Annotated in this window: 25 protein-coding genes; 14 read left to right on the plus strand and 11 right to left on the minus strand. The window is 59.1% G+C overall.

Annotated features, from left to right (window positions below; all coding sequences use genetic code 11):
* The 5 genes from dnaA (at position 1) to yidA (ending at position 7,117) form a co-directional block, all read left to right on the plus strand.
* A complete protein-coding gene (dnaA, locus tag TAN611_RS00005) occupies positions 1-1,392 on the plus strand; it encodes a chromosomal replication initiator protein DnaA (RefSeq protein ID WP_105229200.1) in 1,392 nt (463 codons plus the stop codon).
* Between the two features lie 4 nt (positions 1,393-1,396).
* Positions 1,397-2,497 (plus strand): DNA polymerase III subunit beta, encoded by a 1,101-nt coding sequence (dnaN, locus tag TAN611_RS00010; RefSeq protein ID WP_015344002.1) that lies wholly within the window; start codon positions 1,397-1,399, stop codon positions 2,495-2,497.
* A 161-nt stretch (positions 2,498-2,658) separates the two neighbouring features.
* Positions 2,659-3,747, plus strand: a complete 1,089-nt coding sequence (gene recF / locus TAN611_RS00015; RefSeq protein ID WP_105229201.1) for a DNA replication/repair protein RecF — start codon at positions 2,659-2,661, stop codon at positions 3,745-3,747.
* An 18-nt stretch (positions 3,748-3,765) separates the two neighbouring features.
* Complete coding sequence (gene gyrB / locus TAN611_RS00020; RefSeq protein WP_105229202.1) at positions 3,766-6,180, plus strand: DNA topoisomerase (ATP-hydrolyzing) subunit B; 2,415 nt, start codon at positions 3,766-3,768, stop codon at positions 6,178-6,180.
* A 121-nt stretch (positions 6,181-6,301) separates the two neighbouring features.
* Positions 6,302-7,117, plus strand: a complete 816-nt coding sequence (yidA, locus tag TAN611_RS00025; RefSeq protein WP_105229203.1) for a sugar-phosphatase — start codon at positions 6,302-6,304, stop codon at positions 7,115-7,117.
* Between the two features lie 25 nt (positions 7,118-7,142).
* On the opposite strand, the gene TAN611_RS00030 is transcribed toward yidA, so the two are convergent.
* From TAN611_RS00030 to TAN611_RS00040, 3 genes are read right to left on the minus strand one after another with little or no spacing between them, the layout of a single operon-like run.
* Positions 7,143-8,084 carry an ornithine cyclodeaminase family protein gene (locus tag TAN611_RS00030; protein WP_203067067.1) on the minus strand — a complete coding sequence of 314 codons (942 nt, stop codon included), beginning with the start codon at positions 8,082-8,084 and terminating at the stop codon, positions 7,143-7,145.
* Positions 8,071-9,039 carry a threonine/serine dehydratase gene (locus TAN611_RS00035; RefSeq protein WP_111736161.1) on the minus strand — a complete coding sequence of 323 codons (969 nt, stop codon included), beginning with the start codon at positions 9,037-9,039 and terminating at the stop codon, positions 8,071-8,073. Before TAN611_RS00035 ends, TAN611_RS00030 begins: the two co-directional genes overlap by 14 nt.
* A complete protein-coding gene (locus TAN611_RS00040) occupies positions 9,036-9,641 on the minus strand; it encodes a transcriptional regulator (protein ID WP_105229206.1) in 606 nt (201 codons plus the stop codon). The genes TAN611_RS00035 and TAN611_RS00040 overlap by 4 nt, the downstream gene beginning before the upstream one ends.
* A 253-nt stretch (positions 9,642-9,894) precedes the next feature.
* Here TAN611_RS00040 and dgoR point away from each other — a divergent pair, with 253 nt between their 5' ends.
* From dgoR to TAN611_RS00075, 7 genes are all read left to right on the plus strand, one after another.
* A complete protein-coding gene (gene dgoR, locus TAN611_RS00045; RefSeq protein ID WP_160029318.1) occupies positions 9,895-10,590 on the plus strand; it encodes a D-galactonate utilization transcriptional regulator DgoR in 696 nt (231 codons plus the stop codon).
* On the plus strand, positions 10,587-11,480 hold the full coding sequence (locus TAN611_RS00050; RefSeq protein ID WP_105229208.1) for a 2-dehydro-3-deoxygalactonokinase: 894 nt from the start codon (positions 10,587-10,589) through the stop codon (positions 11,478-11,480). The genes dgoR and TAN611_RS00050 overlap by 4 nt, the downstream gene beginning before the upstream one ends.
* Positions 11,464-12,081 carry a 2-dehydro-3-deoxy-6-phosphogalactonate aldolase gene (locus TAN611_RS00055; protein WP_105229209.1) on the plus strand — a complete coding sequence of 206 codons (618 nt, stop codon included), beginning with the start codon at positions 11,464-11,466 and terminating at the stop codon, positions 12,079-12,081. The genes TAN611_RS00050 and TAN611_RS00055 overlap by 17 nt, the downstream gene beginning before the upstream one ends.
* On the plus strand, positions 12,078-13,226 hold the full coding sequence (gene dgoD, locus TAN611_RS00060) for a galactonate dehydratase (protein WP_160029312.1): 1,149 nt from the start codon (positions 12,078-12,080) through the stop codon (positions 13,224-13,226). The genes TAN611_RS00055 and dgoD overlap by 4 nt, the downstream gene beginning before the upstream one ends.
* Before the next feature lie 118 nt (positions 13,227-13,344).
* Entirely contained in the window at positions 13,345-14,661 is a 1,317-nt protein-coding gene (locus tag TAN611_RS00065; RefSeq protein WP_105229211.1) for an MFS transporter, read from the plus strand.
* Between the two features lie 75 nt (positions 14,662-14,736).
* Complete coding sequence (locus TAN611_RS00070) at positions 14,737-16,029, plus strand: MFS transporter (protein ID WP_105229212.1); 1,293 nt, start codon at positions 14,737-14,739, stop codon at positions 16,027-16,029.
* A gap of 46 nt (positions 16,030-16,075) precedes the next feature.
* A complete protein-coding gene (locus tag TAN611_RS00075) occupies positions 16,076-17,356 on the plus strand; it encodes a DUF3748 domain-containing protein (RefSeq protein ID WP_105229213.1) in 1,281 nt (426 codons plus the stop codon).
* A 35-nt stretch (positions 17,357-17,391) separates the two neighbouring features.
* Here the strand turns inward: TAN611_RS00075 and TAN611_RS00080 are convergent, their stop codons facing one another.
* Positions 17,392-17,730 (minus strand): YceK/YidQ family lipoprotein, encoded by a 339-nt coding sequence (locus tag TAN611_RS00080; RefSeq protein ID WP_105233170.1) that lies wholly within the window; start codon positions 17,728-17,730, stop codon positions 17,392-17,394.
* 302 nt (positions 17,731-18,032) lie between these two features.
* On the opposite strand from TAN611_RS00080, the gene ibpA reads away from it, so the two are divergent.
* A complete protein-coding gene (gene ibpA / locus TAN611_RS00085; RefSeq protein WP_105229214.1) occupies positions 18,033-18,443 on the plus strand; it encodes a small heat shock chaperone IbpA in 411 nt (136 codons plus the stop codon).
* 103 nt (positions 18,444-18,546) lie between these two features.
* Complete coding sequence (ibpB, locus tag TAN611_RS00090) at positions 18,547-18,975, plus strand: small heat shock chaperone IbpB (protein WP_203067068.1); 429 nt, start codon at positions 18,547-18,549, stop codon at positions 18,973-18,975.
* Between the two features lie 73 nt (positions 18,976-19,048).
* Here ibpB and TAN611_RS00095 read toward each other — a convergent pair whose 3' ends face one another.
* The 7 genes from TAN611_RS00095 to TAN611_RS00125 all read right to left on the minus strand — a co-directional run bounded on the left by TAN611_RS00095 (position 19,049) and on the right by TAN611_RS00125 (position 26,706).
* Positions 19,049-20,302, minus strand: coding sequence for a valine--pyruvate transaminase (locus TAN611_RS00095; protein WP_105229216.1), 1,254 nt, complete (start codon positions 20,300-20,302; stop codon positions 19,049-19,051).
* A 168-nt stretch (positions 20,303-20,470) separates the two neighbouring features.
* On the minus strand, positions 20,471-21,445 hold the full coding sequence (gene ghrB / locus TAN611_RS00100; protein WP_111736165.1) for a glyoxylate/hydroxypyruvate reductase GhrB: 975 nt from the start codon (positions 21,443-21,445) through the stop codon (positions 20,471-20,473).
* An 86-nt stretch (positions 21,446-21,531) separates the two neighbouring features.
* The gene (locus TAN611_RS00105; RefSeq protein WP_105229218.1) at positions 21,532-22,800 is read right to left on the minus strand and encodes an MFS transporter; all 1,269 of its coding nucleotides are present in this window, start codon (positions 22,798-22,800) and stop codon (positions 21,532-21,534) included.
* 187 nt (positions 22,801-22,987) lie between these two features.
* Positions 22,988-23,947, minus strand: coding sequence for a sugar kinase (locus tag TAN611_RS00110; protein ID WP_203067069.1), 960 nt, complete (start codon positions 23,945-23,947; stop codon positions 22,988-22,990).
* Positions 23,948-23,952: 5 nt separating this feature from the next.
* Positions 23,953-24,705 carry a sugar phosphate isomerase/epimerase gene (locus TAN611_RS00115; protein ID WP_111736166.1) on the minus strand — a complete coding sequence of 251 codons (753 nt, stop codon included), beginning with the start codon at positions 24,703-24,705 and terminating at the stop codon, positions 23,953-23,955.
* 153 nt (positions 24,706-24,858) lie between these two features.
* Complete coding sequence (locus TAN611_RS00120) at positions 24,859-25,896, minus strand: LacI family DNA-binding transcriptional regulator (RefSeq protein WP_105229221.1); 1,038 nt, start codon at positions 25,894-25,896, stop codon at positions 24,859-24,861.
* A gap of 147 nt (positions 25,897-26,043) precedes the next feature.
* The gene (locus TAN611_RS00125) at positions 26,044-26,706 is read right to left on the minus strand and encodes an OmpA family lipoprotein (RefSeq protein WP_105229222.1); all 663 of its coding nucleotides are present in this window, start codon (positions 26,704-26,706) and stop codon (positions 26,044-26,046) included.
* Positions 26,707-26,818 lie beyond the last annotated feature (112 nt).

Raw genomic sequence — 26,818 nt, forward strand, 5'->3', positions numbered from 1 at the left:
GTGTCACTTTCGCTTTGGCAGCAGTGTCTTGCCCGATTGCAGGATGAGTTACCTGCCACAGAATTTAGTATGTGGATACGCCCCTTGCAGGCGGAACTGAGTGACAACACCTTGGCGCTGTATGCGCCCAATCGTTTCGTGCTGGACTGGGTACGAGATAAATACTTAAACAATATCAACGGACTGCTGAACGATTTCTGCGGTACGGACGCCCCTTTGCTGCGTTTTGAAGTCGGCAGCAAGCCCATCAGCCAAACCGTCAGCGAAGCGGTGGCCGAAAGCCGCAGCGCCCCTGCGGCGCCGGTGGCGCGTACGGCTGCGCCTTCACGGCCGAGCTGGGACAACGCGGCCCCGCAGCCGGAGCTGTCCTACCGCTCTAACGTCAATCCCAAGCACACGTTTGATAACTTCGTTGAAGGTAAGTCGAACCAGCTGGCGCGCGCGGCGGCGCGTCAGGTGGCGGACAACCCGGGCGGCGCCTATAACCCGCTGTTCCTGTACGGCGGCACCGGTCTGGGTAAAACTCACCTGCTGCACGCGGTGGGCAATGGCATTATGGCGCGCAAGGCCAATGCCAAAGTGGTCTATATGCACTCGGAGCGTTTTGTGCAGGACATGGTCAAAGCCCTGCAGAACAACGCGATCGAAGAGTTTAAGCGTTACTACCGCTCGGTTGACGCGCTGCTGATCGATGATATTCAATTTTTTGCCAATAAAGAGCGTTCGCAGGAAGAGTTCTTCCATACCTTTAATGCGCTGCTGGAAGGCAATCAACAGATTATCCTGACGTCGGACCGCTATCCGAAAGAGATCAACGGCGTGGAAGACCGCCTGAAGTCCCGCTTCGGCTGGGGTCTGACGGTGGCGATCGAACCGCCGGAGCTGGAAACGCGCGTCGCGATCCTGATGAAAAAGGCCGACGAGAACGACATTCGCCTGCCGGGCGAAGTGGCGTTTTTCATCGCCAAGCGCCTGCGTTCCAACGTGCGTGAGCTGGAAGGCGCGCTGAACCGCGTGATCGCTAACGCCAACTTTACCGGCCGCGCCATTACCATCGATTTCGTGCGTGAAGCGCTGCGCGATCTGCTGGCGCTGCAGGAAAAACTGGTCACCATCGACAACATTCAAAAGACGGTGGCGGAATACTATAAGATTAAAGTCGCGGATCTGCTGTCTAAACGGCGTTCGCGCTCCGTCGCCCGTCCGCGCCAAATGGCGATGGCGCTGGCGAAAGAGCTCACCAACCACAGCCTGCCAGAAATCGGCGATGCGTTTGGTGGCCGCGACCATACCACGGTGTTGCACGCCTGCCGGAAGATTGAGCAGTTGCGTGAGGAAAGTCACGACATCAAAGAAGATTTCTCCAACTTAATCAGAACATTATCTTCGTAGCGCTATGAAATTTATCGTCGAACGTGAGCATCTGCTAAAACCGTTGCAACAGGTGAGCAGCCCGCTGGGCGGCCGCCCAACGCTGCCGATTCTGGGTAACCTGCTGCTGCAGGTGACGGAAGGTTCCCTGTTGCTGACCGGTACCGATCTGGAGATGGAGATGGTGGCGCGCGTCGCCCTGTCCCAACCCCATGAGGCGGGCGCGACTACCGTCCCCGCGCGCAAATTCTTTGATATCTGCCGTGGTCTGCCGGAAGGCGCCGAGATCGCCGTGACCCTGGAAGGGGAGCGGATGCTGGTGCGCTCCGGGCGCAGCCGCTTCTCGCTGTCCACCCTGCCGGCGGCGGATTTCCCTAACCTGGACGACTGGCAAAGCGAGGTGGAGTTCACCCTGCCGCAGGCGACGCTCAAGCGGCTGATCGAAGCGACCCAGTTCTCCATGGCTCACCAGGACGTGCGCTATTACCTGAACGGCATGCTGTTTGAAACCGAGGGCGCGGAGCTGCGCACCGTGGCGACCGACGGCCACCGGCTGGCGGTCTGCGCGATGCCTATCGAGCAGCAGCTGCCGCTGCATTCGGTGATCGTGCCGCGTAAAGGGGTGATGGAGCTGGTGCGCCTGCTGGACGGCGGCGATACGCCGCTGCAGCTGCAGATCGGCAGCAACAATATCCGCGCCCACGTCGGCGACTTTATCTTCACTTCCAAGCTGGTTGACGGCCGTTTCCCGGATTATCGCCGCGTATTGCCGAAGAATCCGGATAAAACGCTGGAGGCCGGCTGCGATCTGCTGAAGCAGGCGTTCGCCCGGGCGGCCATCTTGTCGAACGAGAAGTTCCGCGGCGTGCGGCTGTATGTCAGCCATAACCAGCTGAAGATCACCGCCAATAACCCGGAACAGGAAGAAGCGGAAGAGATCCTCGACGTGGCGTATGAAGGCACCGAGATGGAGATCGGCTTCAACGTCAGCTACGTGCTGGACGTACTGAACGCGCTCAAGTGCGAAGAGGTGCGCCTGCTGCTGACCGACTCGGTATCCAGCGTGCAGATTGAAGACGCGGCGAGCCAGGCGGCGGCCTACGTTGTCATGCCAATGCGGTTGTGATCGACATCCGGGCTATCTTGCTTGCCATTTTACGTTTGGGCAGTGCTCGCAATCCTCACGTACTCGACGTACGCTCCGGTTGCTGCGCGCTGTCCGCACGTAAACTGCCTGCGCCGATAACGCCCTCACATTGAGCGTCATTTCCCGGTGATAGAATAGGCATGGCATTAACGCGTTTACTGATTAAAGATTTCCGCAATATTGAAGCGGCGGATCTGGCGCCGGCGCCGGGGTTTAATTTCCTGGTTGGCGCCAACGGCAGCGGCAAAACCAGCGTGCTGGAGGCGGTATACACCCTTGGCCACGGGCGTGCGTTTCGCAGCCTGCAGGCCGGACGGGTTATCCGCCACGAGCAATCGGAGTTTGTGCTGCACGGCCGCATAGACAACGGCGCGGAGCGTGAACTGTCGGTCGGGCTGAGCAAAAGCCGCCAGGGCGACAGCAAAGTGCGCATCGACGGCAGCGACGGCCACAAAGTGGCGGAACTAGCCCAGCTGTTGCCGATGCAGCTGATCACGCCGGAAGGTTTTACCCTGCTGAACGGCGGGCCGAAATACCGACGCGCTTTCCTTGACTGGGGCTGTTTCCATAACGAACCCGGTTTTTTCACCGCCTGGAGCAACCTGAAGCGGTTGCTGAAGCAGCGCAATGCCGCGCTGCGCCAGGTGAGCCGCTATGCGCAGATTCGCGCCTGGGATCAGGAACTGATCCCGCTGGCCGAGCGCATCAGCGAATGGCGGGCGGCTTACAGCGACGCAATCGCCGCGGATATCACCGCGACCTGCGCGCAGTTTCTGCCCGAGTTCGCCCTCAGTTTTTCGTTTCAACGCGGTTGGGACAAAGAAAGCAGCTATGGCGAACTGCTGGAGCGTCAGTTTGAACGCGACAGAGCATTGACCTATACCGCGTCGGGGCCGCATAAGGCGGATTTCCGCATTCGCGCCGACGGTACGCCGGTAGAGGATTTACTATCGCGCGGTCAGCTGAAACTGCTGATGTGCGCGTTGCGCTTGGCGCAGGGTGAGTTTCTCACCCGGCAGAGCGGGCGGCGTTGCCTGTATCTGATTGATGATTTTGCCTCCGAGCTGGACACCGGCCGTCGCCGTTTGCTGGCCGATCGCCTGAAAGCCACCCAGGCCCAGGTTTTTGTCAGCGCGGTGAGCGCTGAACAAGTAATCGACATGGCCGGTGAAAAGGGCAAGATGTTCCGCGTGGAACAAGGTAAAATAGAGGTTCAACCACAGGACTAAAATGAGCGAGAAACGTTGATGTCGAATTCTTATGACTCCTCAAGTATCAAGGTATTAAAAGGGCTGGATGCGGTGCGTAAGCGCCCGGGCATGTATATCGGCGATACCGATGACGGCACCGGTCTGCACCACATGGTATTCGAGGTTGTGGACAACGCTATCGACGAAGCACTCGCTGGCCACTGTAGTGATATTCAGGTCACCATCCATGCCGACAACTCCGTGTCGGTGCAGGATGACGGCCGTGGCATTCCGACCGGGATCCACCCGGAGGAAGGCGTTTCCGCCGCGCAGGTCATCATGACCGTACTGCACGCCGGCGGTAAGTTCGACGATAACTCTTACAAGGTTTCCGGCGGCCTGCACGGCGTGGGCGTCTCGGTGGTTAACGCCCTGTCCGAGAAGCTGGAGCTGACTATCCGCCGCGATGGCCAGGTGCACGAGCAAACCTACAGCCACGGCGAGCCGCAGGCGCCGCTGACCGTGGTCGGCGAGACCGAGCAGACCGGCACCATGGTGCGCTTCTGGCCGAGCCATCAGACCTTCACCAACGTGGTGGAGTTCGAGTACGACATCCTGGCGAAACGCCTGCGCGAACTGTCGTTCCTGAACTCCGGCGTTTCCATCCGTCTGAAAGACAAGCGCAGCGACAAAGAAGACCACTTCCACTATGAAGGCGGCATCAAGGCGTTTGTCGAGTACCTGAACAAGAACAAAACCCCGATCCACCCGAACGTGTTCTATTTCTCCACCGTGAAAGACGATATCGGGGTGGAAGTGGCGCTGCAGTGGAACGATGGTTTCCAGGAAAACATCTACTGCTTCACCAACAACATTCCGCAGCGCGACGGCGGCACCCACCTGGCGGGCTTCCGTGCGGCGATGACCCGTACGCTGAACGCCTATATGGACAAAGAAGGCTACAGCAAGAAGGCGAAGGTCAGCGCCACCGGCGACGATGCGCGTGAAGGCCTGATCGCCGTGGTTTCCGTGAAGGTGCCGGATCCGAAGTTCTCCTCCCAGACCAAAGACAAACTGGTCTCCTCCGAGGTGAAATCGGCGGTGGAACAGCAGATGAACGAACTGCTGAGCGAATACCTGCTGGAAAACCCGTCCGATGCGAAGATCGTCGTAGGTAAAATCATCGACGCGGCGCGCGCACGTGAAGCGGCGCGCAAGGCGCGTGAGATGACGCGTCGTAAAGGGGCGCTGGATCTGGCAGGCCTGCCGGGCAAGCTGGCGGACTGCCAGGAACGCGACCCGGCGCTGTCCGAACTGTACCTGGTGGAAGGGGACTCCGCGGGCGGCTCTGCCAAGCAGGGGCGTAACCGCAAGAACCAGGCGATTTTGCCGCTGAAAGGTAAAATCCTCAACGTGGAGAAAGCGCGTTTCGACAAGATGCTCTCTTCGCAGGAAGTGGCCACCCTGATCACCGCACTGGGCTGCGGCATCGGCCGCGACGAGTACAACCCGGACAAGCTGCGTTACCACAGCATCATCATCATGACCGATGCCGACGTCGACGGCTCGCACATCCGTACGCTGCTGTTGACCTTCTTCTACCGTCAGATGCCGGAAATCATTGAGCGCGGCCACGTGTTCATTGCCCAGCCGCCGCTGTACAAAGTGAAGAAAGGCAAGCAGGAGCAGTACATCAAAGATGATGACGCGATGGACCAGTACCAAATCGCCATCGCGCTGGACGGCGCCACCCTGCACACTAACCCTGATGCGCCGGCGCTGTCGGGCGAAGCACTGGAAAAACTGGTGTCCGAGCACAACAGCGTGCAGAAGCTGATTGCGCGTATGGAGCGCCGCTACCCGCGCGCGCTGCTGAACAACCTGATCTACCAGCCGACGCTGGCGGAAGAGGACCTTGGCGACCGTGCGAAAGTGCAAGGCTGGATCGAAGCGCTGGCTAACCTGCTGAACGAAAAAGAGCAGCACGGCAGCAGCTACAGCTTTGAAATCTATGAAAACCGCGAACGTCAGCTGTTCGAGCCGGCGCTGCGCATCCGTACCCACGGCGTGGATACCGACTATCTGCTGGACTTCGACTTCATCCACGGCGGCGAATACCGCAAGATTTGCCAGCTGGGCGAGAAGCTGCGCGGCCTGATCGAAGAGGGCGCGTTTATCGAACGCGGCGAGCGTCGTCAGCCGGTCGACAGCTTCGAAAAAGCGCTGGAGTGGCTGGTGAAAGAGTCACGCCGCGGCCTGGCGGTTCAGCGCTATAAAGGTCTGGGCGAGATGAACGCCGAGCAGCTGTGGGAAACCACCATGGATCCGGAAAACCGCCGCATGCTGCGCGTCAGCGTCAAAGATGCGATCGCGGCGGACCAGTTGTTCACCACCCTGATGGGGGATGCGGTTGAACCTCGTCGCGCCTTTATCGAAGAGAACGCCCTGAAAGCGGCGAACATCGATATCTAAGCGTCGACAGCACGATAAAATCCGCGCCGGGCAACCTGCGCGGATTTTTTTTCGGCTTTTTTCACGCTGACAAGCCAGGCTGAAACGCGTTAGCATGACAAAAAACAGTGGGAGACTGCGCATGGCTATTGAACTGATTGCAATTGATATGGACGGCACGCTGCTCAATCCGCAGCACCAGATTACGCCGGCGGTAAAGCAGGCGATCGAGGCCGCGCGCCGCCAGGGAGTGCACGTGGTGCTGGCGACCGGGCGGCCTTACGTTGGCGTGCAGGACTATTTGCGTCAGCTGGATATTCAGGGAGCTAACGATTACTGCATTACCTATAATGGTGCGCTGGTGCTGCAGGCGGTCGACGGCGCCTGCGTCCTGCAGGAAACGCTGGGTTTTGAGGACTATCTATACTTCGAACAGCTGGCGCGCGAGCTGGGCGTCCACTTCCACGCGTTTGATTTCGACACGTTGTACACCCCGAATAAAGACATCGGCAAATATACCGTGCATGAGGCTTCTCTGACCGGTATCCCGCTGAAATACCGCAGCGTGGAAGAGATGGATCGCCAGATGCGTTTCCCGAAAGTGATGATGATCGATGAGCCGGCGCTGCTCGACGCGGCGATTGCGCGCATTCCCGCCGAAGCGCAGGCGCGCTATACGCTGCTGAAAAGCTCGCCGTACTATCTGGAGATTCTGCATAAGCAGGTGGATAAAGGCGCCGGGGTGAAAATGCTGGCCGAACATCTGGGCATCGCGCAGGCAAACGTGATGACATTGGGCGATCAGGCCAACGATACCGCGATGATCGAGTATGCCGGCGTCGGCGTGGCGATGGGCAATGCGATTGACGAACTGAAAGCGGTGGCGCAGTTTGTCACCAGCAGCAACGCCGAGGACGGCGTGGCGCGGGCGATCGAGAAGTTTGTACTCAATGCCTGACCAACCAGGGGCGCCGCGGCGCCCTTTACACGGCGGCTAACACCCCTTTCGCAATTTGCAGGTCCTGAATCGCCAGCCCGGTGAGATCGGCTACCGTGATCTGCTCTCGGCCGCTGCGGACTTTTCCACCCTGCGCCAACGCGGCGCCAAATTCGACGATCGGCGTCGATGTCAGCATATTTTGCCGGTAAGCCGCCGCTATTTCGCCATACTCCGCACACTGCGCCAGCGCATCAACCAACAGAATATCTGCCTTGGCCGTCAGCGCGGTCGCCAGCTCCTGTTTGCCGTCCGCGTCGGCGCCGACCGCGGTGATATGGGTGCCGGGGCGGATATCCGCCGCCTGCAAAATTGGCTCACGGCTTGGCGTGGTGGTGACGATCAGCCGGCTGTGTGCCGCCAGCTCTGCCGCATCCTGCGTAGTGCGCACCCGGAAGCCCTCGGCTTCGGCATCGTGGCGATAAGCCTCCAGCGCCTGCTGATTCCGGCCCCATACCCATAGGTCGCGGCAGTCGGTAACCGGCTTCAGATATTGCAGCTGCAGCCTTGCCTGCAAACCGGTGCCGAGGATGCCGATCGCCTGAATATCCGGCGGTGCGCAGAGTTCGGCGGCGATGCGTCCGGCCAGCGCGGTGCGCAACGCCGTCAGCCACCCCTCATCCAGCAGCAGCGCCTGCGGTTCACCGGTCAGGGCGGAAAATGCCATCATCAGCCCCTGGTTGCTGGGCAACCCGCGTTCAGCGTTGCGGTAGAAGCCGGTGGACACTTTGACGACGAATAACTCATCCCCCTCCAACCAGGCCGATTTGATACAGCCATCACCGGCCGCCTGTTCAAACAGGAAGTGCTGTACCGGCGGTTGCTGAACCCGGCGCTGTGAATAGGCGATAAAGCCCTGCTTCAGCAGCGCCGTGACGGCATCGGCATCGAAAGCGGCCAGGATTTGCTGCCGGTCAAGGATGCGCATGGTCGATGGCCTTCAGGTATTTCTCCAGCACGATATTTTTGCCGCACAGCACTACCGCGACCTTTTTCCCCTGCAGTTCCGGCGCCAGCTTTATGGCGGCGGCCAGCGCCACGCCGGCCGCACCTTCGATAATCCAGCGCTCGCTGGCGGCCAGGGCGCGCATTGCCCGGCGGATTTCCGCTTCGCTGACCAGCACGCGCCGATCGATCAGGCGCTGGCACAGCGGGAAGGTGATAGCATCAGGTTCGACGCCGCCGGCGGTGCCGTCAGACAGGGTCTCCTGCTCCTCGACCGGGTGGATATGGCCGGCCTCCAGCGCGCTGTACATGCTGGTGGCGTTCTCCGGCCAGCAGCCAATCAGCCGGGTTTTCGGCGACAAATGCTGCAGTACGCTGCCGATGCCTGCAATATACCCGCCGCCGCCGACCGCCACGAATACCGCATCCAGATCGCTAAGCTGTTCGACCAGCTCCATGCCGCAGGTGCCCTGACCGGCGATCACCTGTTCATCGTTATACGGGGAAATATACACCTTGCCCTGTTCGGCGGCGGCGCGCTCTCCGGCGATTTCCGCCTGCAGTGCATCGCCGGGCACCAGCGTCACATCGGCGCCGAGCGCGCGGATGGCGTCCAGTTTGACCGAGGCGGCGTTCTCCGGCGCATAAACCGTCACGCCGATACCCATCAGTTTACCCGCCTGCGCAATGGCCAGGCCGTGGTTGCCGCTGGAGGCGGCGATCACGCCGTTGCGGCGCTGGGCGTCGCTCAGCAGGCGCAGCTTGTTGCTGGCGCCGCGAAACTTGAAGGAGCCGGTTTGCTGCAAATGGTCGCACTTTAGCCACAGTTCACAGCCTAATTGCTGTGAAAGCAGGATGCTGTGCTCCAGCGGCGTGACGCGTACCTGTGGCCGCAACTGCCGGTGCGCGTCCTCAATGGCGGCGAATAAATCTGTCATACCGACTCCTTAATATTTTTCAGGTAGTTGTAAACCGTGGCGCGGCCGATACCGAGGATTTTCGCGACATAGCCGGCGGCATTTTTTCCCCGGAAGGCACCCTGGTGATACAGCGCTTCCACCAGCGCCCGTCTGGCGGGGCCGCCCAGCGTCGACAGCGTTTGCTGATGCTGCTGCAGCCACTGGTGAATAAAGGTATTGATGCGTTCCTGCCAGTCGTCCTGGAACAGCACGGCGGGCTGTGGCTGGAGCGTGCTGCCGGACAGGAAAGTCTCCAGCGCCGCTTTGGCGCTGCTGAGCACCGTAATATCCAGATTGATGCACATCAGGCCGATCGGGCGCTGGTTGTCGTCACGCAGCACTGCGCTGATAGAGCGCATTTGGCCGCCGTCCCAGTTGTGCTTCTGATAGGGGCCGAGCACCTGCAGATCCAGGTTGTCCTGCAGGTCGTTCAGGTTGGAATCTTCGCCCAGTTCACGCTGCGAACGGTTATTGGCGATATACACCAGCTTCTGACTGGCCAGATCGTGGATCGCTACTTCGGCATAGGGGGTAAACAGCAGGGCGATGGCATCGGCGATGGCGTGATAGCGGTTCAACATGGGCGGAGGCATTCCGAATAGACTTAAAAGTCTACATTGTACTTTTTATTCCAATTTGTAAAACAAAATTGATATCAGGTGATTATCGTGTTTGTTTTGTGACCCAGATTGTAGTACGAAATTTGTTGATGGTACTACAATCATGGGGTGGGTAACGGTGAGTCAATAAAGATTGTGCTGCAATCACAGGTATTACCAACGCTGGCGGAGTAAAGTTAAAGCCTGTCCAGCAGGTGAACACAGTGGGGAAACCATGAAGCAGCAGATCGGTAAAACTGACCGCATCATTATTGAGATTGGCCGGCAGATCGTCGGCGGTAAGTATGTTCCTGGTGCAGCGCTGCCGTCAGAAGCGGAGCTGTGTGAAGAGTTTGCTACTTCGCGCAATATCATCCGCGAAGTGTTACGGGCGTTAATGGCCAAACGGCTGGTGGAGATGAAGCGATACCGCGGTGCCTTCGTCACCCTGCGTAATCAGTGGAACTACCTGGATACCGATGTCCTGAACTGGGCGCTGGAGCAGGATTATGATCCGCGCCTGATTGCGGCAATGAGCGAGGTACGCAACCTGGTGGAGCCGACCATCGCCCGCTGGGCGGCGGAGCGTGCCACGTCCAGCGAGTTGGCGGTGATAGAGGCGGCATTGAACGACATGCTCGCCCATCACCAGCAGCGCGAGTTGTTTAATGAGGCGGATATTCGCTACCACGAAGCGGTGTTGGCGTCGGTGCATAACCCGGTATTGCAACAGCTCAGTGTGGCGATAAGTTCACTGCAGCGCGCAGTGTTTGAGCGTACTTATATGCCGGATGAGGACAATATGCCGCGCACGCTGCGTGAGCATCAGGATCTGTATGACGCGATACGTCATCAGGATGCGGATGCGGCAGAGCGCGCTGCGCTGACGATGATCGCCAGTTCGACAAAAAGGTTAAAGGACATGCTATGAGTGACAGCTTTATCGCGATTGACTGGGGTTCCACCAACTTGCGCGCCTGGCGTTATGAACGGGGCGTATGCGTCGACAGCGTGCAGTCCGAAGCCGGAGTCACCCGCCTCGGTGAGCGTTTGCCGCAGCAGGTATTTGGCGAGCTGATGGCCCGTTGGGCGGAGCCGCTGCCGGTGGTGATGGCGGGGATGATTGGCAGCAATGCCGGCTGGATTCAGGCGCCGTATTTGTCTTGTCCGACCCGCCTGACCGGCATCGCCGCCCAGTTGACCACGATAGAGCAAGCCGCGCCGTATCACGCCTGGATTATCCCGGGGATATGCGTTGCTAACGAAGATAACTGTAATGTGATGCGCGGCGAGGAAACACAGCTGGTCGGCGCCTATGCCGCGCGGCCGTCGCCGCTGTACGTCATGCCGGGTACTCACAGCAAATGGGTGCGGATGGACGGGGATGCGCTGGTGGATTTTCGCACCGTGATGACCGGCGAACTGCACCATTTACTGCTGGCCCATTCACTGGTTGGCGCCGGCCTGGGCGAACAGCTGAGTGATGAACGGGCGTTTGAACGCGGGTTGGCGATAGGGCTGAGCGAACGGCATATCGTCCGTCGGCTGTTTGAAACCCGCGCTGCCCATTTGCTTGGCAAGTTGGAAAAGAGCGCGGTCAGCGACTGGCTGTCCGGCCTGCTGATCGGCAATGAAGTGGCGCAGATGCAGCAGGAATTTGCGTTACCGGCGCAGGATGCGTTAACGGTAATCGGCAACCCAAAACTGACGGCGCGTTATGCCCGGGCGCTGAGCATGGCTGGCATGGCTCACAGCGTATTGGATGGCGATGACGTTTTTCAATTAGGCATCAGGAGCATAGTCAATGAGTTGGAATACTAAATTGCCGTTGATCGCTATTCTGCGCGGCATCACGCGGCCGGAGGCAGGTGAACATATAGAGGCGCTGCTGGCAGCGGGTTTTGATGCGATAGAAATCCCGCTGAACTCGCCGGAGTGGGAGGAGAGCATCGGTGATGCGGCGCAGCGTTTTGGCGATCGCGCGTTGATTGGCGCCGGCACGGTATTGCAGACGCAGCAGGTAGAACGCCTGGCGACACTGGGCAGCCGGCTGGTGGTGACGCCCAATACGCAACCGGCGGTTATCAGCCGTGCGGTTGCGCTGGGCATGACGGTGTGCGCCGGCTGTGCGACGGCGACCGAAGCATTCAACGCGCTGGACGCCGGTGCGCAAGCGTTGAAAATTTTTCCGTCCATGTCGTTCGGCCCGTCTTATATCAAAGCGCTGAAGGCCGTATTGCCGCCGCAGGTGCCGGTCTTCGCCGTTGGCGGCATCACGCCGGAAAACGTGCACCAGTATTTGGCCGCAGGTTGTGTTGGCGCAGGATTAGGCAGCGATTTATATCGCGCCGGTCAGCCGCCGGAACGTACCGCGCAGCGGGCCGCTGCTTTTGTCCAAGCCTATAAGGAAGCCACATCATGAAAATCACCAAACTGACCACCTATCGGCTGCCACCGCGCTGGATGTTCCTGAAAGTAGAAACCGATGAAGGCATTATCGGCTGGGGCGAGCCGGTAATTGAAGGACGGGCGCGCAGCGTTGAAGCCGCAGTGCATGAGCTGTCCGAATACGTGGTTGGGCAGGATCCGGCACGCATCAATGATATTTGGCAAACGCTGTATCGCGGGGGTTTTTATCGCGGCGGGCCGGTGCTGATGAGCGCGATCGCCGGCATCGACCAGGCATTGTGGGATATCAAAGGCAAAGCGCTGGGGGTGCCGGTGTACCAGCTGTTAGGGGGGTTGGTGCGTGATAAAATCAAAGCGTATAGCTGGGTCGGTGGCGATCGGCCGGCAGAGGTGATCGCCGGCATAGAAAAACTGACGCAGATTGGCTTCGACACTTTCAAGCTGAACGGCTGCGAAGAGATGGGCATCATTGATAGCTCGCGCAAAATCGATGCCGCGGTGGCGGTGGTGGCACAGATTCGCGAAGCGTTTGGCAACAAGATTGAGTTTGGCCTCGATTTTCACGGCCGTGTCGCTGCGCCTATGGCGAAGGTCTTAATTAAAGAGCTGGAGCCTTACCGTCCGCTGTTTATTGAAGAGCCGGTATTGGCGGAGCAGGCCGAATATTACCCGCGTCTGGCGGCGCAAACCCATATTCCTATCGCCGCGGGGGAGCGTATGTATTCACGCTTTGATTTTAAACGCGTCCTGGCTGATGGCGGCCTAGCGATCGTGCAGCCGGATCTTTCACATGCGGGCGGCATCACCGAATGTTTTAAGATTGCGGCGATGGCGGAATCTTACGACGTATCGTTAGCGCCGCACTGTCCGCTGGGGCCGATCGCGCTGGCTTCTTGCCTGCACGTTGACTTTGTGGCGCGCAACGCGGTGTTCCAGGAACAGAGTATGGGGATTCACTATAACCAGGGGGCGGAACTGTTGGATTACGTGCTTAACAAGGATGATTTCGCCATGGACGACGGCCATTTCTATCCGCCGTGTAAACCAGGGTTAGGGGTTGAGGTGAACGAAGAGCTGGTGGTTGAACGCAGCAAACAGGCTGCCGACTGGCGCAATCCGATCTGGCGCCATGCCGATGGTGCCGTTGCTGAATGGTAAGCGTGCGTTAGTCAAAATAATCAAACCTAATAGGAAAGTATATATATTAAACAGCGCCCGGCTGAGGGGGTTTCCTGGCCGGGTGCACACCTGCAAATAGATAGCTCGGGGGTAAGTGATGAATAACGATCTGTACTCCTCAACCATCAATAAAATGAATGTCAGGATCATTCCTTTTATTATGGTTCTGTATTTAATTGCTTATATCGATCGATCTAATATTTCGGTGGCGGCGTTACAGATGAATGCCGATTTGGCCATGACGGCCGAAATGTACGGTATTGCCGCCGGTATATTTTATATTTCCTATATTATATTTGAAGTTCCGAGCAATGTTATCCTGACCCGTGTTGGCGCAAAACTCTGGATTGCGCGGATTATGGTCACCTGGGGCGTTATCGCGGCCGGCATGAGCCTGGTGCAAACGCCGATGCAGCTGTACATCATGCGTTTCCTGCTGGGCGTCGCCGAAGCCGGCTTTACTCCCGGCATTATTTATTATCTCTCCTGTTGGTATCCGCGCAGCGAGCGTGCACGCGCTATGTCCCTGTTTTATATCGGCGCGGCGCTGGCTTCGGTGATCGGTTTGCCCCTTTCCGGCTCTATTCTCAATCTGCACGGTTTTTTCGGTATTGAAGGCTGGCGTTGGTTATTCCTGTTGGAAGGCATCCCGGCGTTTATGCTGGGGATCGTGGTGTATTTCTATCTGGATGATGCGCCGGAAAAAGCGCGTTGGCTAACTACGGCACAGCGTAGCTGGCTGAGTGAGCAACTGGCCAGTGAAAATGCGCAGACGGCGATCGGTCATCATCATGACTGGCGCACAGCGTTGAAAACCCGGCGCGTCTGGGTGCTGAGCCTGTTATGGCTGCTGCAGGCGTTCGGCACCATTGGCATAACCCTGTTTCTCCCGCTGATCGTGAAAGGTGTGGCGGCGCAGCAGAGCAATTTTATGGTCAGTGTGCTGTCCGCCGTCCCGTTTCTGTTCGCCTGTATTTTTATGTATGTGAATGGCCGCCATTCCGATCTGACCAAGGAGCGCGCCTGGCATCTCGGTTTGCCACTGATGGTCGCTGGTGCGCTGCTGTTGCTGGCGATCTACAGCCAGAATCTGCTGCTGGCGTACGTGTTGCTGGTATTGACCGTTGGCCTTAACTGGGCCATTACGCCTATTTTCTGGGCGGTGACTACCGAAACCGTCGTGGGTGCTGCCGGCGCCGCCTCTATTGCGTTGATTAATGCCGTAGCGAATATTGCCGGCCTGATTTTCCCTCCGGTAATGGGAAGAATAAAAGATGTGACCGATAGCTATAACAGTGCGCTGATTATTGTCGCTCTGGCATTAATTATTGGTGGTGCCATCGGTTTGAAAATTGGCCGGAAAAACATGTCATCCGTTGCTAAAAAAGAAACCAGTATTTCCTCTCGTTACTAGTATTTATCCGGCGAAATCGTACCCTACACACGTATTTCGCCATTATTAAAATCCGAAAAATAACGGAATACGATAATGGAAATGACATTAACCGCAACACCAAAAACCAAGCGTCGCTACCTGACATTATTAATGATATTTGTCACCGTGGTGATTTGTTATGTCGATCGCGCCAATTTAGCGGTGGCGTCGGCGCATATTCAGCAGGAGTTTGGCATCAACAAGGCGCAGATGGGCTATATCTTTTCTGCCTTTGCCTGGACGTACACGCTGTGCCAAATCCCCGGCGGCTGGTTCCTCGATCGCTTAGGTTCCAAACTGACCTACTTTATCGCCATTATGGGCTGGTCGATTGCGACATTGCTGCAGGGGTTCGCCAACGGGTTAAGCGCGTTGATCGGCTTACGGGCGGTCACCGGGCTGTTTGAAGCGCCGGCATTTCCGACGAACAACCGTATTGTGACCAGTTGGTTCCCGGAACAGGAACGTGCATCGGCCGTCGGTTTTTATACTTCCGGCCAGTTTGTCGGTCTGGCGTTTTTAACGCCGCTGTTGATTTGGGTGCAGGAGCTGCTGAGCTGGCACTGGGTGTTTATTATCACCGGAGGCGTCGGCATCGTCTGGGCGCTGATTTGGCACTTCGCGTATCAGTCGCCGCGGAAAAGCAAAGGCGTGAATGAAGCGGAGCTGGCGTATATCCAGGCCGGCGGCGGCATGGTGGACGGCGATGTTCCCGATGAGAAAAAGGCGCGTGTCGCCCTGACAGCGGCGGACTGGAAGTTGGTGTTCCACCGCAAGCTGTTGGGGGTATACATCGGCCAGTTTGCCATTACCTCGACCCTGTGGTTTTTCCTCACCTGGTTCCCTAACTACCTGACGCAAGAAAAACACATTGCTGCGCTGACCGCCGGCTTTATGACCACCGTACCATTTTTGGCGGCATTTTTCGGCGTACTACTGTCAGGATTTGTCGCCGATCGCTTGCTGCGTAGCGGGAAGTCGATAGGTTTTGCACGTAAAACGCCGATCATCTGTGGGCTGCTGCTCTCTACCTGCATCATGGGCGCGAACTACACCGACGATCCGTTCTGGATTATGGTGCTGATGGCGCTGGCGTTCTTTGGTAATGGTTTTGCCTCGATAACCTGGTCGCTAGTGTCATCGTTAGCGCCGGTGCGCCTGATTGGCCTGACCGGCGGTTTGTTTAACTTTGTTGGCGGATTAGGCGGAATTACCGTACCGCTGGTAGTCGGCTATCTGGCACAGGACTACGGCTTCGCCCCGTCGCTGATTTATATTTCCGCCGTGGCGCTGATTGGCGCATTGTCCTATTTGTTGCTGGTGGGCGATGTGAAACGGGTAGGTTAATCCGCTAAACTGGCGGCTCAATGCCAGCATGCGCAGGGGAGCCGCCATGAGTCAACGGGACACACAGCTTACGTTCGATCAACGGGGCCATCAGTTAACCAATATCAACGTCTGGACGCCGTGCAGCCAGTGGCTGGCGTATGACGTGCGCCCGAGCGGCGCATCGTTTACCGGGCTGACCATCGAGCGGGTCAACGTAGCCAGCGGCGAAGTGCAGGTGGTGTACCGCGCCGAGCATGGCGCGCACGTCGGCGTGGTGACCGTCAGCCCGGACGCGCCGGCGCGCTATGCGTTTATCCACGGGCCGGAGCACCCGGACAGCCACTGGCATTATGATTTTCATCACCGTCGCGGCGTGATAGTCAGCGAGCCGGACCGCGAACTGGCGGTGACGCTCGACGCGTTGGATATCACCGCCCCCTACACGCCGGGCGCGCTGCGCGGCGGCAGCCATGTTCATGTGTTCAGCCCCGACGGCAGCCGGCTCAGTTTTACTTATAACGATCACGTGATGCATGAGCGCGATCCGGCGCTGGACCTGCGCAACGTCGGCGTCGCGCTGCCGCTGCGCGGCGTTAATCCGCCGAAACAGCATCCGCGCGAATATGACGGCAGCCACTTCTGCGTGCTGGTCAGCCGCACCACGCCGCAGCCGCGTCCGGGAAGCGATGAGATTAACCGGGCGTATGAAGAGGGGTGGGTCGGTAATCACGGCTACCTGAAGCCGGACGGCAGCCGGCAGCGCTGGGCGCTGGCGTTTATCGGCGACACGCTGGCGGAAAACGGTGAAAAACTGCCGGAAGTGTTTATCGTCGATCTGCCGGAAAACGACGCCGACTATGCAAAGGCCGGCGATGAGCCGCTGCAGGGCAGCGAAGGTCGCCTGCCGGCACCGCCGCGCGGCGTGCGACAGCGGCGGCTGACCTTTACCGGCGAACGGCGCAACCCCGGCGTGGCGACAGCGCCGCGCCACTGGCTGCGCAGCGCGCCGGACGGCAGTCAGATCGCTTTTTTGATGAAAGATGATAACGGCGTGGCGCAGCTGTGGACGGTTTCTCCCAACGGCGGGGCGCCGCGGCAGGTGACGCAGGGCAAACATGCGGTGCAGTCGGCGTTTAGCTGGCACCCGCAGGGCGGGCATGTTGCGCTGGTCTGTGATAACAGCGTGATGTTGTGCAATATGGCGACCGGCGCGCTGCGTCGCCTGACGCCGCGTAGCGAGCAGCCGCCCAGCGGCGATGCGGTGGTGTTTTCTCCCGATGGCAAACGGGTGGCGTTTATGCGGGACGTGGCGGGCTTTAGCCAGATATTTATCGTCGAGGTCTAGCAAAGAGGGCGGGCCGGCGTGCGACCCGTATCACGTCAGTGTGTGACGGGGCCTTGTCCCGGGTTGCCGGTAGAGGCCAGATTCTGCTGCTCGCTGCGCAGAATGCGCTCTCTTGGCGAGTCGGCAGTTTTGTCGCTGTCGGCACGCAGGTAGTCGTAAGGCAGCAACACGGTATCCATTACCGCAGAGAAAGGCAGATCCAGCGCCACCAGCGGCTTCATTGCCCAGCCGGTCTCATTGTCTTTCAACATGTTCATACTGGCGCGCGTGCCAGGATAGTAGCCCATATCGGGGCCGCTGTGGCTCATTACGCTGGAGCAACCGCTGGTCGCCAACAGCAGGCAACTGGTCGCCATCAATCTTTTCATCATCATTTCCATCCTGAAGGGTGCTGTTCCCCTGAATTGCTGATTTATCACATCCGGCAGATGCTTTTAAAGGAGCAAAACGCCGCTCTGTGGCGGTTATCTCACTCTTTATTGTATGTGATAAAAAAACTTTCGCTGCCTTCATTGGCAATTTTTTATCTTGGGCGCTTGAAAGGGAAAAAGCAAACCCCATTTAATCTACAAGGCCAAATTAAGAATTCGCCGTCAGGGAATTCCGGTCGTTGCGTCTGTCCATGATGGAAGACCTGTTTTTTAAACCTCGCTAAAGTGCCTTAGGAGGCTATGTTATGCGCAGTTTCGATTTGTCCCCGCTCTACCGTTCCGCAATTGGTTTTGACCGTTTATTTAACGCGCTGGAAGCCGGGCAGAGTCAGGGAAATGGTTATCCTCCCTACAATGTTGAGCTGGTTGACGAGAATCATTATCGCATTGCCATTGCGGTTGCCGGCTTTACCGAGCAAGAACTTGAGATCACCTCGCACGATAATCTGCTGACGGTGCGCGGCGCACACAGCGGCGAGGCGACAGAAAAAACCTATCTGTATCAGGGGATTGCTGAAAGAAACTTCGAGCGTAAATTCCAGCTTGCCGAACATATCCATATTAAAGGCGCCAAACTGGAACATGGTTTGTTGTATATCGATATGCAACGCATCGTGCCGGAAACGTTAAAACCGCGCCGTATCGAAATTAAATGATTGTTATTATTTCCGCTGATTAATTATTTTCAGAGGAAATATCTGATGCCCGCCGAAAGGGGGCGTTATAAGTGTCTCTCGCTTCATAGAAGGAGTAACTATTATGCGTAACTACGACTTATCCCCGCTGCTTCGCCAATGGATCGGTTTTGATAAATTAGCCAGTTCAATGGGCGGACAGGAACCTCAGGGATTCCCTCCCTACAATATTGAAAAAAGTGATGATAACCATTATCGCATTTCCCTGGCGCTGGCCGGATTCAGGCAAAGCGAGCTGGATATCGAGGTGAAAGGCCCGCGCCTGACGGTGCGCGGTAAACCGACGCCGGCGGAGAAACCGGTGGAGTACCTGCATCAGGGGCTGGTCTGCAAAGAGTTCAGCCTGAGCTTTACGCTGGCTGAACATCTGCACGTGGCCGAGGCCCAGTTTGAGAACGGCCTGCTGCACATTGATTTGGTGCGGCAGGTGCCGGAAGCGTTGCAGCCGCAGCGCATCGCCATCGGCAGCACGCCGGGGCTGGAAGAAAAATAACCGGCCGCTGACGCGGTAAAAAAACGGGGGAAGTCCTGACGGACTTCCCCCGTTGCGTTTATGGCCGGCGGCGTTACTGCGCTTCGCGGTGCGCCCGCTCCACTTCCTCCGCCAGAATGGCGATGCCGCGTTCGATTTTATCCGGCTCCGGCACGTAGTTCATGCGCATGCACTGATGGGTATGCGGCCACTCGTGCTCCAGCCCCGGGAAGAAGTAGTGCCCCGGCACCATCAGTACGCCGCGCTGCTTCAGGCGCTGGTACAGCAGCTCGGTGCTGATCGGCAGGTCTTTAAACCACAGCCAGAGGAAAATCGCGCCTTCCGGTTTATGGATCAGGCAGCGCTCTTCCGGCAGATAACGGCGGATGGTGGCGATGGTCTGCGTCACCCGTTGCTGGTAGAACGGCTTAATCACTTCGTTTGACAGGCGCAGCAGGTCGCCGCGTTCAATCATTTCCGCCGCGATTGCCGGGCCGATGCTGCCCGGTGACAGGCTGATAATACCGTTCATATTGGTCAGCGCGGTGATGGTTTTCTCATCGGCAATCACGATGCCGCAGCGCGACCCCGGCAGGCCCAGTTTAGACAGGCTCATGCACAGGATGATGTTCGGGTTCCACAGCGGCGTGGCGTCGCTGAAGATAATGCCCGGGAACGGCACGCCGTAGGCGTTATCGATCACCAGCGGAACATCGTGCTGCTGTGCCAGCGCGTCAAGCTGGATCAGCTCGTCATCGGTGATGACGTTACCGGTCGGGTTGGTGGGGCGCGACACGCAGATCATGCCGATATCGTCGCCGATAGTCAGGTTGTCGAAATCGACGTGATACTTGAACTGGCCTTCCGGCAGCAGCTCGATATTCGGCTTGGCGGAGACAAACAGCCCTTCGTCCAGGCCGGCGTCGGCGTAGCCGATATACTCCGGCGCCAGCGGGAACAGCACGCGACGCCGGTTGCCGTCGGCGCAGCGGCCGGCGAACAGATTGAATAAGTAGAAAAACGCGCTCTGACTGCCGTTTGTCAGTGCAATGTTCTGTGGTTCGATCTGCCAGCCCAGCTCTTCACTCAGCAGGGTGGCCAGCGCTTTAAGCAGCGTATTCTTCCCTTGCGGGCCGTCATAGTTGCACAGCGCTTCGGTCAGTTTGCCCTGGTCGAGCATCTCCTGACACAGCTGTTTGAAGTAGTGCTCCATCTCTGGAATTTGCGCCGGATTACCGCCGCCGAGCATGATGGCGCCCGGGGTGCGCAGGCCTTGGTTCAGGTCGTCCATTAAGCGGGTGATGCCCGAGTAACGGGTAAATTTGTCGCCGAAAAGTGAAAAAGTCATAGGTGCAGCATATTGGTTTTTGCAGGGAGTCGCCCACCATACCGCCAGATAATTGCTGGCGCAATGCGCAGGATAAAACCCGCATCAGCGTTAAATTTTAATTATATGCATAATGTTGGGGTTTTGTTCTGATGGGTAAGGGCGGGTGATCCCGCCCGGTACAGAGCGCTATTTCAGCACCTGTGGGTTAACGCAGTTTTCCGTCACCGTGCCGGTCAGCGCGGCGATCAGGTTATCCACCGCGCACTCGGCCATGCCGTAGCGGGTTTCATGGGTGGCGGAGCCAATATGCGGCAGGGCGACCACGTTCGGCATTTTCAGCAGCGGCGAGGAGACCGGCAGCGGCTCTTTTTCGAACACGTCCAGCCCGGCGGCGTGGATAGTGCCGTTTTGCAGCGCCTCAATCAGCGCCTGCTCGTCGACCACCGGCCCGCGGCCGGCGTTGATCAGAATGCCGCTTTGCTTCATCTTCGCCAGCTGCTCGCGACCGATCAGGTGGAAGGTCTGCTCGGTCAGCGGCAGGGTAATACAGACAAAGTCCGACTCGGCCAGCAGGGTATCCAGGTCGCAGTGACGCGCGCCAAAGCGCTGCTCCGCTTCCTGATGCGGGCGACGCGCGTTGTACAGAATCGGCATGCCGAAGCCGAAGTGGGCGCGCTGGGCCAGCGCCAGGCCGATGCGGCCCATGCCGAGAACGCCCAGCGTTTTATGGTGCACGTCGACGCCGAACCAGTCCGGGCCGATGCTGCCCTGCCACTCGCCGGCCTTCACCCGCTCGGCCACTTCCACCACGCGGCGCGCCGTCGCCAGCACCAGGCTCATGATGGTATCGGCCACGGTTTCCGTCAGCACCGTCGGCGTGTGCATCAGCACGATATTACGGGCGTTAAGCGCCTCGACGTCGAAGTTGTCATAGCCGACGGAGACGGTAGATGCCGCACGCAGTTTCGGCGCCTGCTGCAGAAAGGCTTCATCAACCTTGCCGCCGGAACCGATGATCCCCTCGGCCTGTTGCAGCGCCCGTTTGAATTCATCGGCATTGTCAGGATTCAGGCCGTTGAAGGCATGTACGGTGAAATGTTGTTCCAGGCGTTCACGCAGGGCGGCGGGGAGTTTTTTGTACAGTACGATCGAAGGCTTCATCTTGAACTCCAGTTGGCCCCGCGGGCCAAAGCGCTGTGCTTTGGCCCGCGGGACGGACTCGTTTTGAAAACAGAAAGTGTAGCTAATTACGCCAGTTGCGGCTGCGCGTCGTTACGCGGGGGCTTGACCACCAGTGTCACCACCACCGCCACCACCAGCGCGACGGCCATAAACATATAGGAGGCCGCCGGCGTGCCGGTGGCGCCGTTCAGGTAGCCGACGAACCAGGAACCGAAGAACGATCCCAGAGCGCCCATGCTGTTGATCAGCGCCATGGCGCCGCCGGCCACGTTTTTCGGCAGCATTTCCGGAATGATGGCGAAGAACGGGCCGTAAGGGGCGTACATGGCCGCGCCGGCCACCACCAGCAGACCGTAAGACACCCAGAAATGATCGGCACCTACCGCATAAGAGCCGAAGAACGCCAGCGCGCCGACCAGCAGCAGCGGCCAGACGAACAGTTTGCGGTTTTGCATCTTATCAGAGGCCCAGGAGACCACGATCATGGCGATGGTCGCCGCCAGATATGGCACCGCGGACAGCCAGCCGGCCTCTACCATGCCCATATTCATGCCGCTGCGCAGAATCGACGGCAGCCACAGCACGAAACCGTACACGCCGATGCTCCAGGCAAAATACTGGACGCACAGCAGGATCACGTTGCGCGAACGGAACGCCTCGCCGTAGTTGCGCACCGCCTTGATGCCCTGCTGCTCGGCTTCCAGCTGCGCCTGCAGCGCCTGTTTTTCTTCTGCGTTCAGCCAGCCGACCTGAGACGGTTTGTCTTTCACCAGCGCCCACCAGCAGAAGGCCCAGATTACCGCCGGAATGCCCTCGATGATAAACATTTCACGCCAGCCGAAGGCGTGAATCAGGTAGCCGGACACCACCGACATCCACAGGACGGTCACCGGGTTGCCGAGGATCAGGAAGGTGTTGGCGCGTGAACGTTCGGATTTGGTAAACCAGTTGCTGATATAGATCAGCATCGCCGGCATCACCGCCGCTTCCACCACGCCAAGCACAAAGCGGATGGCCGCCAGCATCGGGATATTGCTGACCACGCCGGTCAGGGAGGCGCAGCCGCCCCACAGGATCAGGCACCAGAAGATCAGCTTTTTAACGCTGCGGCGCTCGGCGTAGATAGCGCCGGGAATTTGGAAAAAGAAGTAACCCAGGAAAAACAGCGCGCCCAGCAGCGAGGACATGCCTTTGGTAATGCCGAGGTCGTCGTTGATGCCGGCGGCCGAGGCGAAGCTGAAGTTGGCGCGGTCGAGATAAGCCAGACTGTAGGTGATAAACACGATGGGCATGATGTACCACCAGCGTTTAGCCGCAACGGTTGCTTTATTCATGTTCAGATTCCTCAGTGGTGTCGTTTCCGCGCAGACGGGCTGCCAATCCCGCGGAAGCGGTTCTCCCGACGTTGTCTGGGTGTAGGGCCAGAGGGGCGTCTTGGGAGCCGGCGGTTAGCCGATTATGTTTTTTTGTTGGCCCGTGGCGGTCAGGTACGGCCTGCGGCCGCGTCTGACCACGGCGGGATCACTCCGCCAGCGCCGCGCGGGTTGGCAATCCTTCGCTGTCGCCGATGGCCTGAATGGCCAGCGAGCCGATCTTGTTGCCGCGCTGCACCGCCTGTTTTAGCGTTTTGCCTTCCAGCAGGGCGCTAAGGGTCCCGACGGCAAAGCCGTCTCCCGCACCAACGGTATCCACCACGTTGCTGACTTTAATTGCCGGCACCGCCGCACAGTCGCCGGCGGCGGTTTTAAACCAGGCGCCGTCCGGGCCGGTTTTGATGATCACCGCCTGCACGCCGCGCTCCAGATAGAAATCGGCAATGCCTTCCGGCGTTGACTGACCGGTGAGGACTTGCCCCTCTTTCAGCCCCGGCAGCACCCAGTCGGCGGCGAACGCCAGTTTGTTCAGCTGTTCGATCATCACCTGTTGGCTGGACCACAGCACCGGGCGCAGGTTGGGATCGAAGGAAATGGTTTTGCCCATCGCGCGCATTTCATGCGCGGCGAAGTGGCTCAACTCCAGCGACTGGCCGGAGAGCGCGGCGGCGACGCCGCTAAGATGCAGGTGACGCGCCGCGCCGAAGTAGTCGCGGTTGAAGTCGGCGGTTGACAGATGGCTGGCGGCGGAGCCTTTGCGGAAGTACTCCACGGTGGGATCGGTTCCATCTGTGTTCTTGGATTTGATCTGGAACCCGGTCGGATACTGGCCGTCGACCGTCACCTGCTGATAGTTAATGCCTTCTTTTTTCAGCTGCTGCAGAGTGAAGCGGCCGAAGGTGTCGTTACCCACCCGGCTGACCCAGCCGACCTGCAGGCCGAGGCGCGCCAGGCCGATGGCGACGTTCAGCTCCGCCCCGGCGATGCGTTTGGTGAAGTGTTCCACCTCCGCCAGATCGCCGGTCTCCGCCGCGACGAACATCGCCATGGCTTCGCCCAGCGTGACGACATCCAGAGAGGTATTGCGCTGTGCTGTCAGTATGCTCATGGTGATTACTCCGCGCGTAACAGGTTGACGTAGTGACGGGTAACGGCCTCAAGGTCGTCGCCCTGCAGGGGGAATTCGATACCGCGCGGCACGTCCGCCGGCAGTTGAGCCAGAAGCCGGCGCCACTCGTCGCCGGCATCGTCCAGCGCAATGGCGCGCCAGCCGCGCGGCCCCTGCACCGCCGCTTTGACGTGGATATAACCGACGTGACGCGCCAGGCGTTCGGCTGCGGCGCGGGGGTCTTGCCCCACCCAGAGCCAGTTGGCCATGTCGAAGGTCATGCTGATCGGCAGCTGGCTATCTTCCGCCGCGTGCAGGAAGGCGTTCATCGGCGACAAAATCCCGCAGTCGGCGGTCTGGTCGTTTTCCACCACCAACTGAACCGGATGTTGCATCAGGTCCACTTTCAGTTCAGTGAAATCAAAGCCCGGCTGGTAATGGCCCAAAGAGAGTTTCAGACGGCGCGCTTTCAGCGCCTGGGCCTCCGCCAGCAGCGCGGGCAGTTTAGGGTTAACGTGATGATCGGGAGTGAAAAGCGGCTCCGGGGCGGAATACACCGCGAACAGCTGCTGACGTTCGATCTCCTGCGCCAGCTGCGGCAGGTTATCCAGTTCGGCCGGGCTGAACAGTTCCCGGCGGATTTCCACGCCGTCCGCGCCGGCATCGGCAATGATCGGCAGCATGGCGGCCTGTCCGCCCCTCTGCTGAACGGTATCCGTGCCGTAAGCGCCGGTCACCACGATAACTTCTCTTTTCATATTTTTACTCCTGAGGTGGCGAAATCTCCACCGCTGCTGTTAATGGCACGTTAAATGGAACCGGTTCCATATAAAAGCCTCAGAATGTAAAAATATGATCGCAATCACGACAATGCAGCAAAGACGCGGGGCGGAGCGTGATAAACGCCGGAATTAACGGGTGGTGGAGCCGCGTACGATCAGTTCACCGGAGAACACACGCTCGTCAGGCGGAGCGTCGCGGCCTTTGATGCGCTGTACCAGCTGTTCCAACGCGGCATGGCCGATCTGGTAGGTCGGCTGCTTCAGCGTGGTGATGCCGACGCCGGCCAGCTCGGCCCATTCCAGTTCGTCAAAGCCCAGCAGGCCGATGTCGCTGCCCCAGTGGATGCCCAGCCGGCGCATCGCGCGCGCCACCTGCAGCGTCAGGGCGCCGTTGGCCGACAACACCGCCTTGCGCATGCCGCGGCGGCGGGTGTGGAAATCGCGCAGCGTCTGCTCCAGCTGCGCGGCGTCGTTCAGCGGGGTTTCCGTCTGCTCGGCGATCAGGTCTGGGTGCTGCTGCGTCATAATCTGGCGGAAGGCGTGCAGACGTTCGAGGCGCGTATTGACCGTGCCGACCGGCTCGCTGAGGAATAAAATCGCCTCAAACCCCTGCTGCACCAGGTGCTCGGTGGCGATCACGGTGGCCTCGTGGTTGTTCAGGCCGACCACGTCGCAGGCAAAGTCGGGGATCTTGCGGTCGATCAGCACCATCGGCAGCTGCGACTGCTGCAGCTGCGACAAGGCTTCCTCCCGCATGCCGACGGCGTTCACCACAATGCCTTCCACCCGGTAGCTGCTGAGCAGCTGCAGGTAGTGCTGTTCCTGATTGACTTCGTTATTGGTGTTGCACACCAGCAGGGTAAAACCGTGCTGACGGCAGGCGGCTTCGATGCCGCGCATCACGTCGACGGAGTAGGGATTGGTGATATCGGCGATGATCAGGCCGATCAGGCGCGTTTGTCCGCCTTTCAGGCTGCGGGCCATCTGGCTGGGGCGATAGTCGAGCTGCAAAATCGCCTGTTCGATACGCTGTTTGAGCGGGGCGGAAAGCAGGTGCTGTTCACCGTTGAGATAGCGCGACACGCTGGTTTTGCCGGTTTTGGCCATTTTCGCCACGTCGCTGATGGTGGCGCGCCCGGTTGCACGTGAAGCTTTCACACTGCTCACAATCAATCCCCCGTAGATTTATTGCCAAGGAGACTAACATAGTGCGCGGCGCTCTTCCTACTGACGAAGAGCCTGATGGGGCCGGCGCTGAAGCAGGGCGGTCGCGCACGGGGCCGGACGTTGCCCGGCCCCGTCAACAGCCGCCGGTTACTGCAGCGGGCTGAGGGTGATTTCCACGCGACGGTTTTGCGCCTTGCCTTCGGTGGTGCTGTTGGAGGCAATCGGGTTGTCCGGGCCGGCGCCGACGCTGCGGATGCGGTTGGCGGCTACGCCCTGGGTGATCAGCGCGCTGCTGACGCCGTCGGCGCGCTGCTGCGACAGCTTCATATTGTGGGCGCGCGCGCCGGTGCTGTCGGTGTAGCCGACAACGTTAACCGCGGTTTTCGGGTACTCTTTCAGCACCATCGCCACGCCGGTCAGGGTGTTGGCGCCCGCCGGTTTCAGCGTGCTGCTGTCGGTGTCGAAGGTGACATTGTTCGGCATGTTCAGCACGATGTTGTCGCCCTGACGGGTAACGCTGACGCCGGTGCCGCGCATTTTGTCGCGCAGTTTCGCTTCCTGCACGTCCATGTAGTAGCCTGCGCCGCCGCCGAGGGCCGCACCGGCCGCAGCGCCGATCAGCGCGCCTTTGCCGCGGTCTTTCTTCGATGACGACAGTGCGCCGATGCCAGCGCCCAGCGCCGCGCCCAGGCCGGCGCCGACGCCGGATTTACCTGCCTGAGACTCGCCGGTGTAAGGGTTGGTGGTACAGGCCGACAGAGCCATGGTCATCGCCACGGCGGCGGCGATAATCGCAACGCGTTTTTTCATGTTATTTCCTTTTGTGCATCAAAATCTGTGCGCATATTTCCAATCGGGAAGCGCTTAAAAATAGCCATTGGGCCAGCGCCAGCGTGAAGACTCCATGTGGCGCGCTAGTATG

Source organism: Serratia sp. Tan611 (genome assembly GCF_905188235.1).
GTDB lineage: Bacteria > Pseudomonadota > Gammaproteobacteria > Enterobacterales > Enterobacteriaceae > Serratia_B > Serratia_B rhizosphaerae.

What these genes read in the sequence shown, in the direction of transcription:
- dnaN (WP_015344002.1), top strand. Translation starts at nt 1,397, where the DNA reads ATGAAATTTATCGTCGAACGTGAGCATCTGCTAAAACCGTTGCAACAG.
- recF (WP_105229201.1), top strand. Translation starts at nt 2,659, where the DNA reads ATGGCATTAACGCGTTTACTGATTAAAGATTTCCGCAATATTGAAGCG.
- gyrB (WP_105229202.1), top strand. Translation starts at nt 3,766, where the DNA reads ATGTCGAATTCTTATGACTCCTCAAGTATCAAGGTATTAAAAGGGCTG.
- yidA (WP_105229203.1), top strand. Translation starts at nt 6,302, where the DNA reads ATGGCTATTGAACTGATTGCAATTGATATGGACGGCACGCTGCTCAAT.
- TAN611_RS00030 (WP_203067067.1), bottom strand. Translation starts at nt 8,084, where the DNA reads ATGCGCATCCTTGACCGGCAGCAAATCCTGGCCGCTTTCGATGCCGAT.
- TAN611_RS00035 (WP_111736161.1), bottom strand. Translation starts at nt 9,039, where the DNA reads ATGACAGATTTATTCGCCGCCATTGAGGACGCGCACCGGCAGTTGCGG.
- TAN611_RS00040 (WP_105229206.1), bottom strand. Translation starts at nt 9,641, where the DNA reads ATGTTGAACCGCTATCACGCCATCGCCGATGCCATCGCCCTGCTGTTT.
- dgoR (WP_160029318.1), top strand. Translation starts at nt 9,895, where the DNA reads ATGAAGCAGCAGATCGGTAAAACTGACCGCATCATTATTGAGATTGGC.
- TAN611_RS00050 (WP_105229208.1), top strand. Translation starts at nt 10,587, where the DNA reads ATGAGTGACAGCTTTATCGCGATTGACTGGGGTTCCACCAACTTGCGC.
- TAN611_RS00055 (WP_105229209.1), top strand. Translation starts at nt 11,464, where the DNA reads ATGAGTTGGAATACTAAATTGCCGTTGATCGCTATTCTGCGCGGCATC.
- dgoD (WP_160029312.1), top strand. Translation starts at nt 12,078, where the DNA reads ATGAAAATCACCAAACTGACCACCTATCGGCTGCCACCGCGCTGGATG.
- TAN611_RS00065 (WP_105229211.1), top strand. Translation starts at nt 13,345, where the DNA reads ATGAATAACGATCTGTACTCCTCAACCATCAATAAAATGAATGTCAGG.
- TAN611_RS00070 (WP_105229212.1), top strand. Translation starts at nt 14,737, where the DNA reads ATGGAAATGACATTAACCGCAACACCAAAAACCAAGCGTCGCTACCTG.
- TAN611_RS00075 (WP_105229213.1), top strand. Translation starts at nt 16,076, where the DNA reads ATGAGTCAACGGGACACACAGCTTACGTTCGATCAACGGGGCCATCAG.
- TAN611_RS00080 (WP_105233170.1), bottom strand. Translation starts at nt 17,730, where the DNA reads ATGATGATGAAAAGATTGATGGCGACCAGTTGCCTGCTGTTGGCGACC.
- ibpA (WP_105229214.1), top strand. Translation starts at nt 18,033, where the DNA reads ATGCGCAGTTTCGATTTGTCCCCGCTCTACCGTTCCGCAATTGGTTTT.
- ibpB (WP_203067068.1), top strand. Translation starts at nt 18,547, where the DNA reads ATGCGTAACTACGACTTATCCCCGCTGCTTCGCCAATGGATCGGTTTT.
- TAN611_RS00095 (WP_105229216.1), bottom strand. Translation starts at nt 20,302, where the DNA reads ATGACTTTTTCACTTTTCGGCGACAAATTTACCCGTTACTCGGGCATC.
- ghrB (WP_111736165.1), bottom strand. Translation starts at nt 21,445, where the DNA reads ATGAAGCCTTCGATCGTACTGTACAAAAAACTCCCCGCCGCCCTGCGT.
- TAN611_RS00105 (WP_105229218.1), bottom strand. Translation starts at nt 22,800, where the DNA reads ATGAATAAAGCAACCGTTGCGGCTAAACGCTGGTGGTACATCATGCCC.
- TAN611_RS00110 (WP_203067069.1), bottom strand. Translation starts at nt 23,947, where the DNA reads ATGAGCATACTGACAGCACAGCGCAATACCTCTCTGGATGTCGTCACG.
- TAN611_RS00115 (WP_111736166.1), bottom strand. Translation starts at nt 24,705, where the DNA reads ATGAAAAGAGAAGTTATCGTGGTGACCGGCGCTTACGGCACGGATACC.
- TAN611_RS00125 (WP_105229222.1), bottom strand. Translation starts at nt 26,706, where the DNA reads ATGAAAAAACGCGTTGCGATTATCGCCGCCGCCGTGGCGATGACCATG.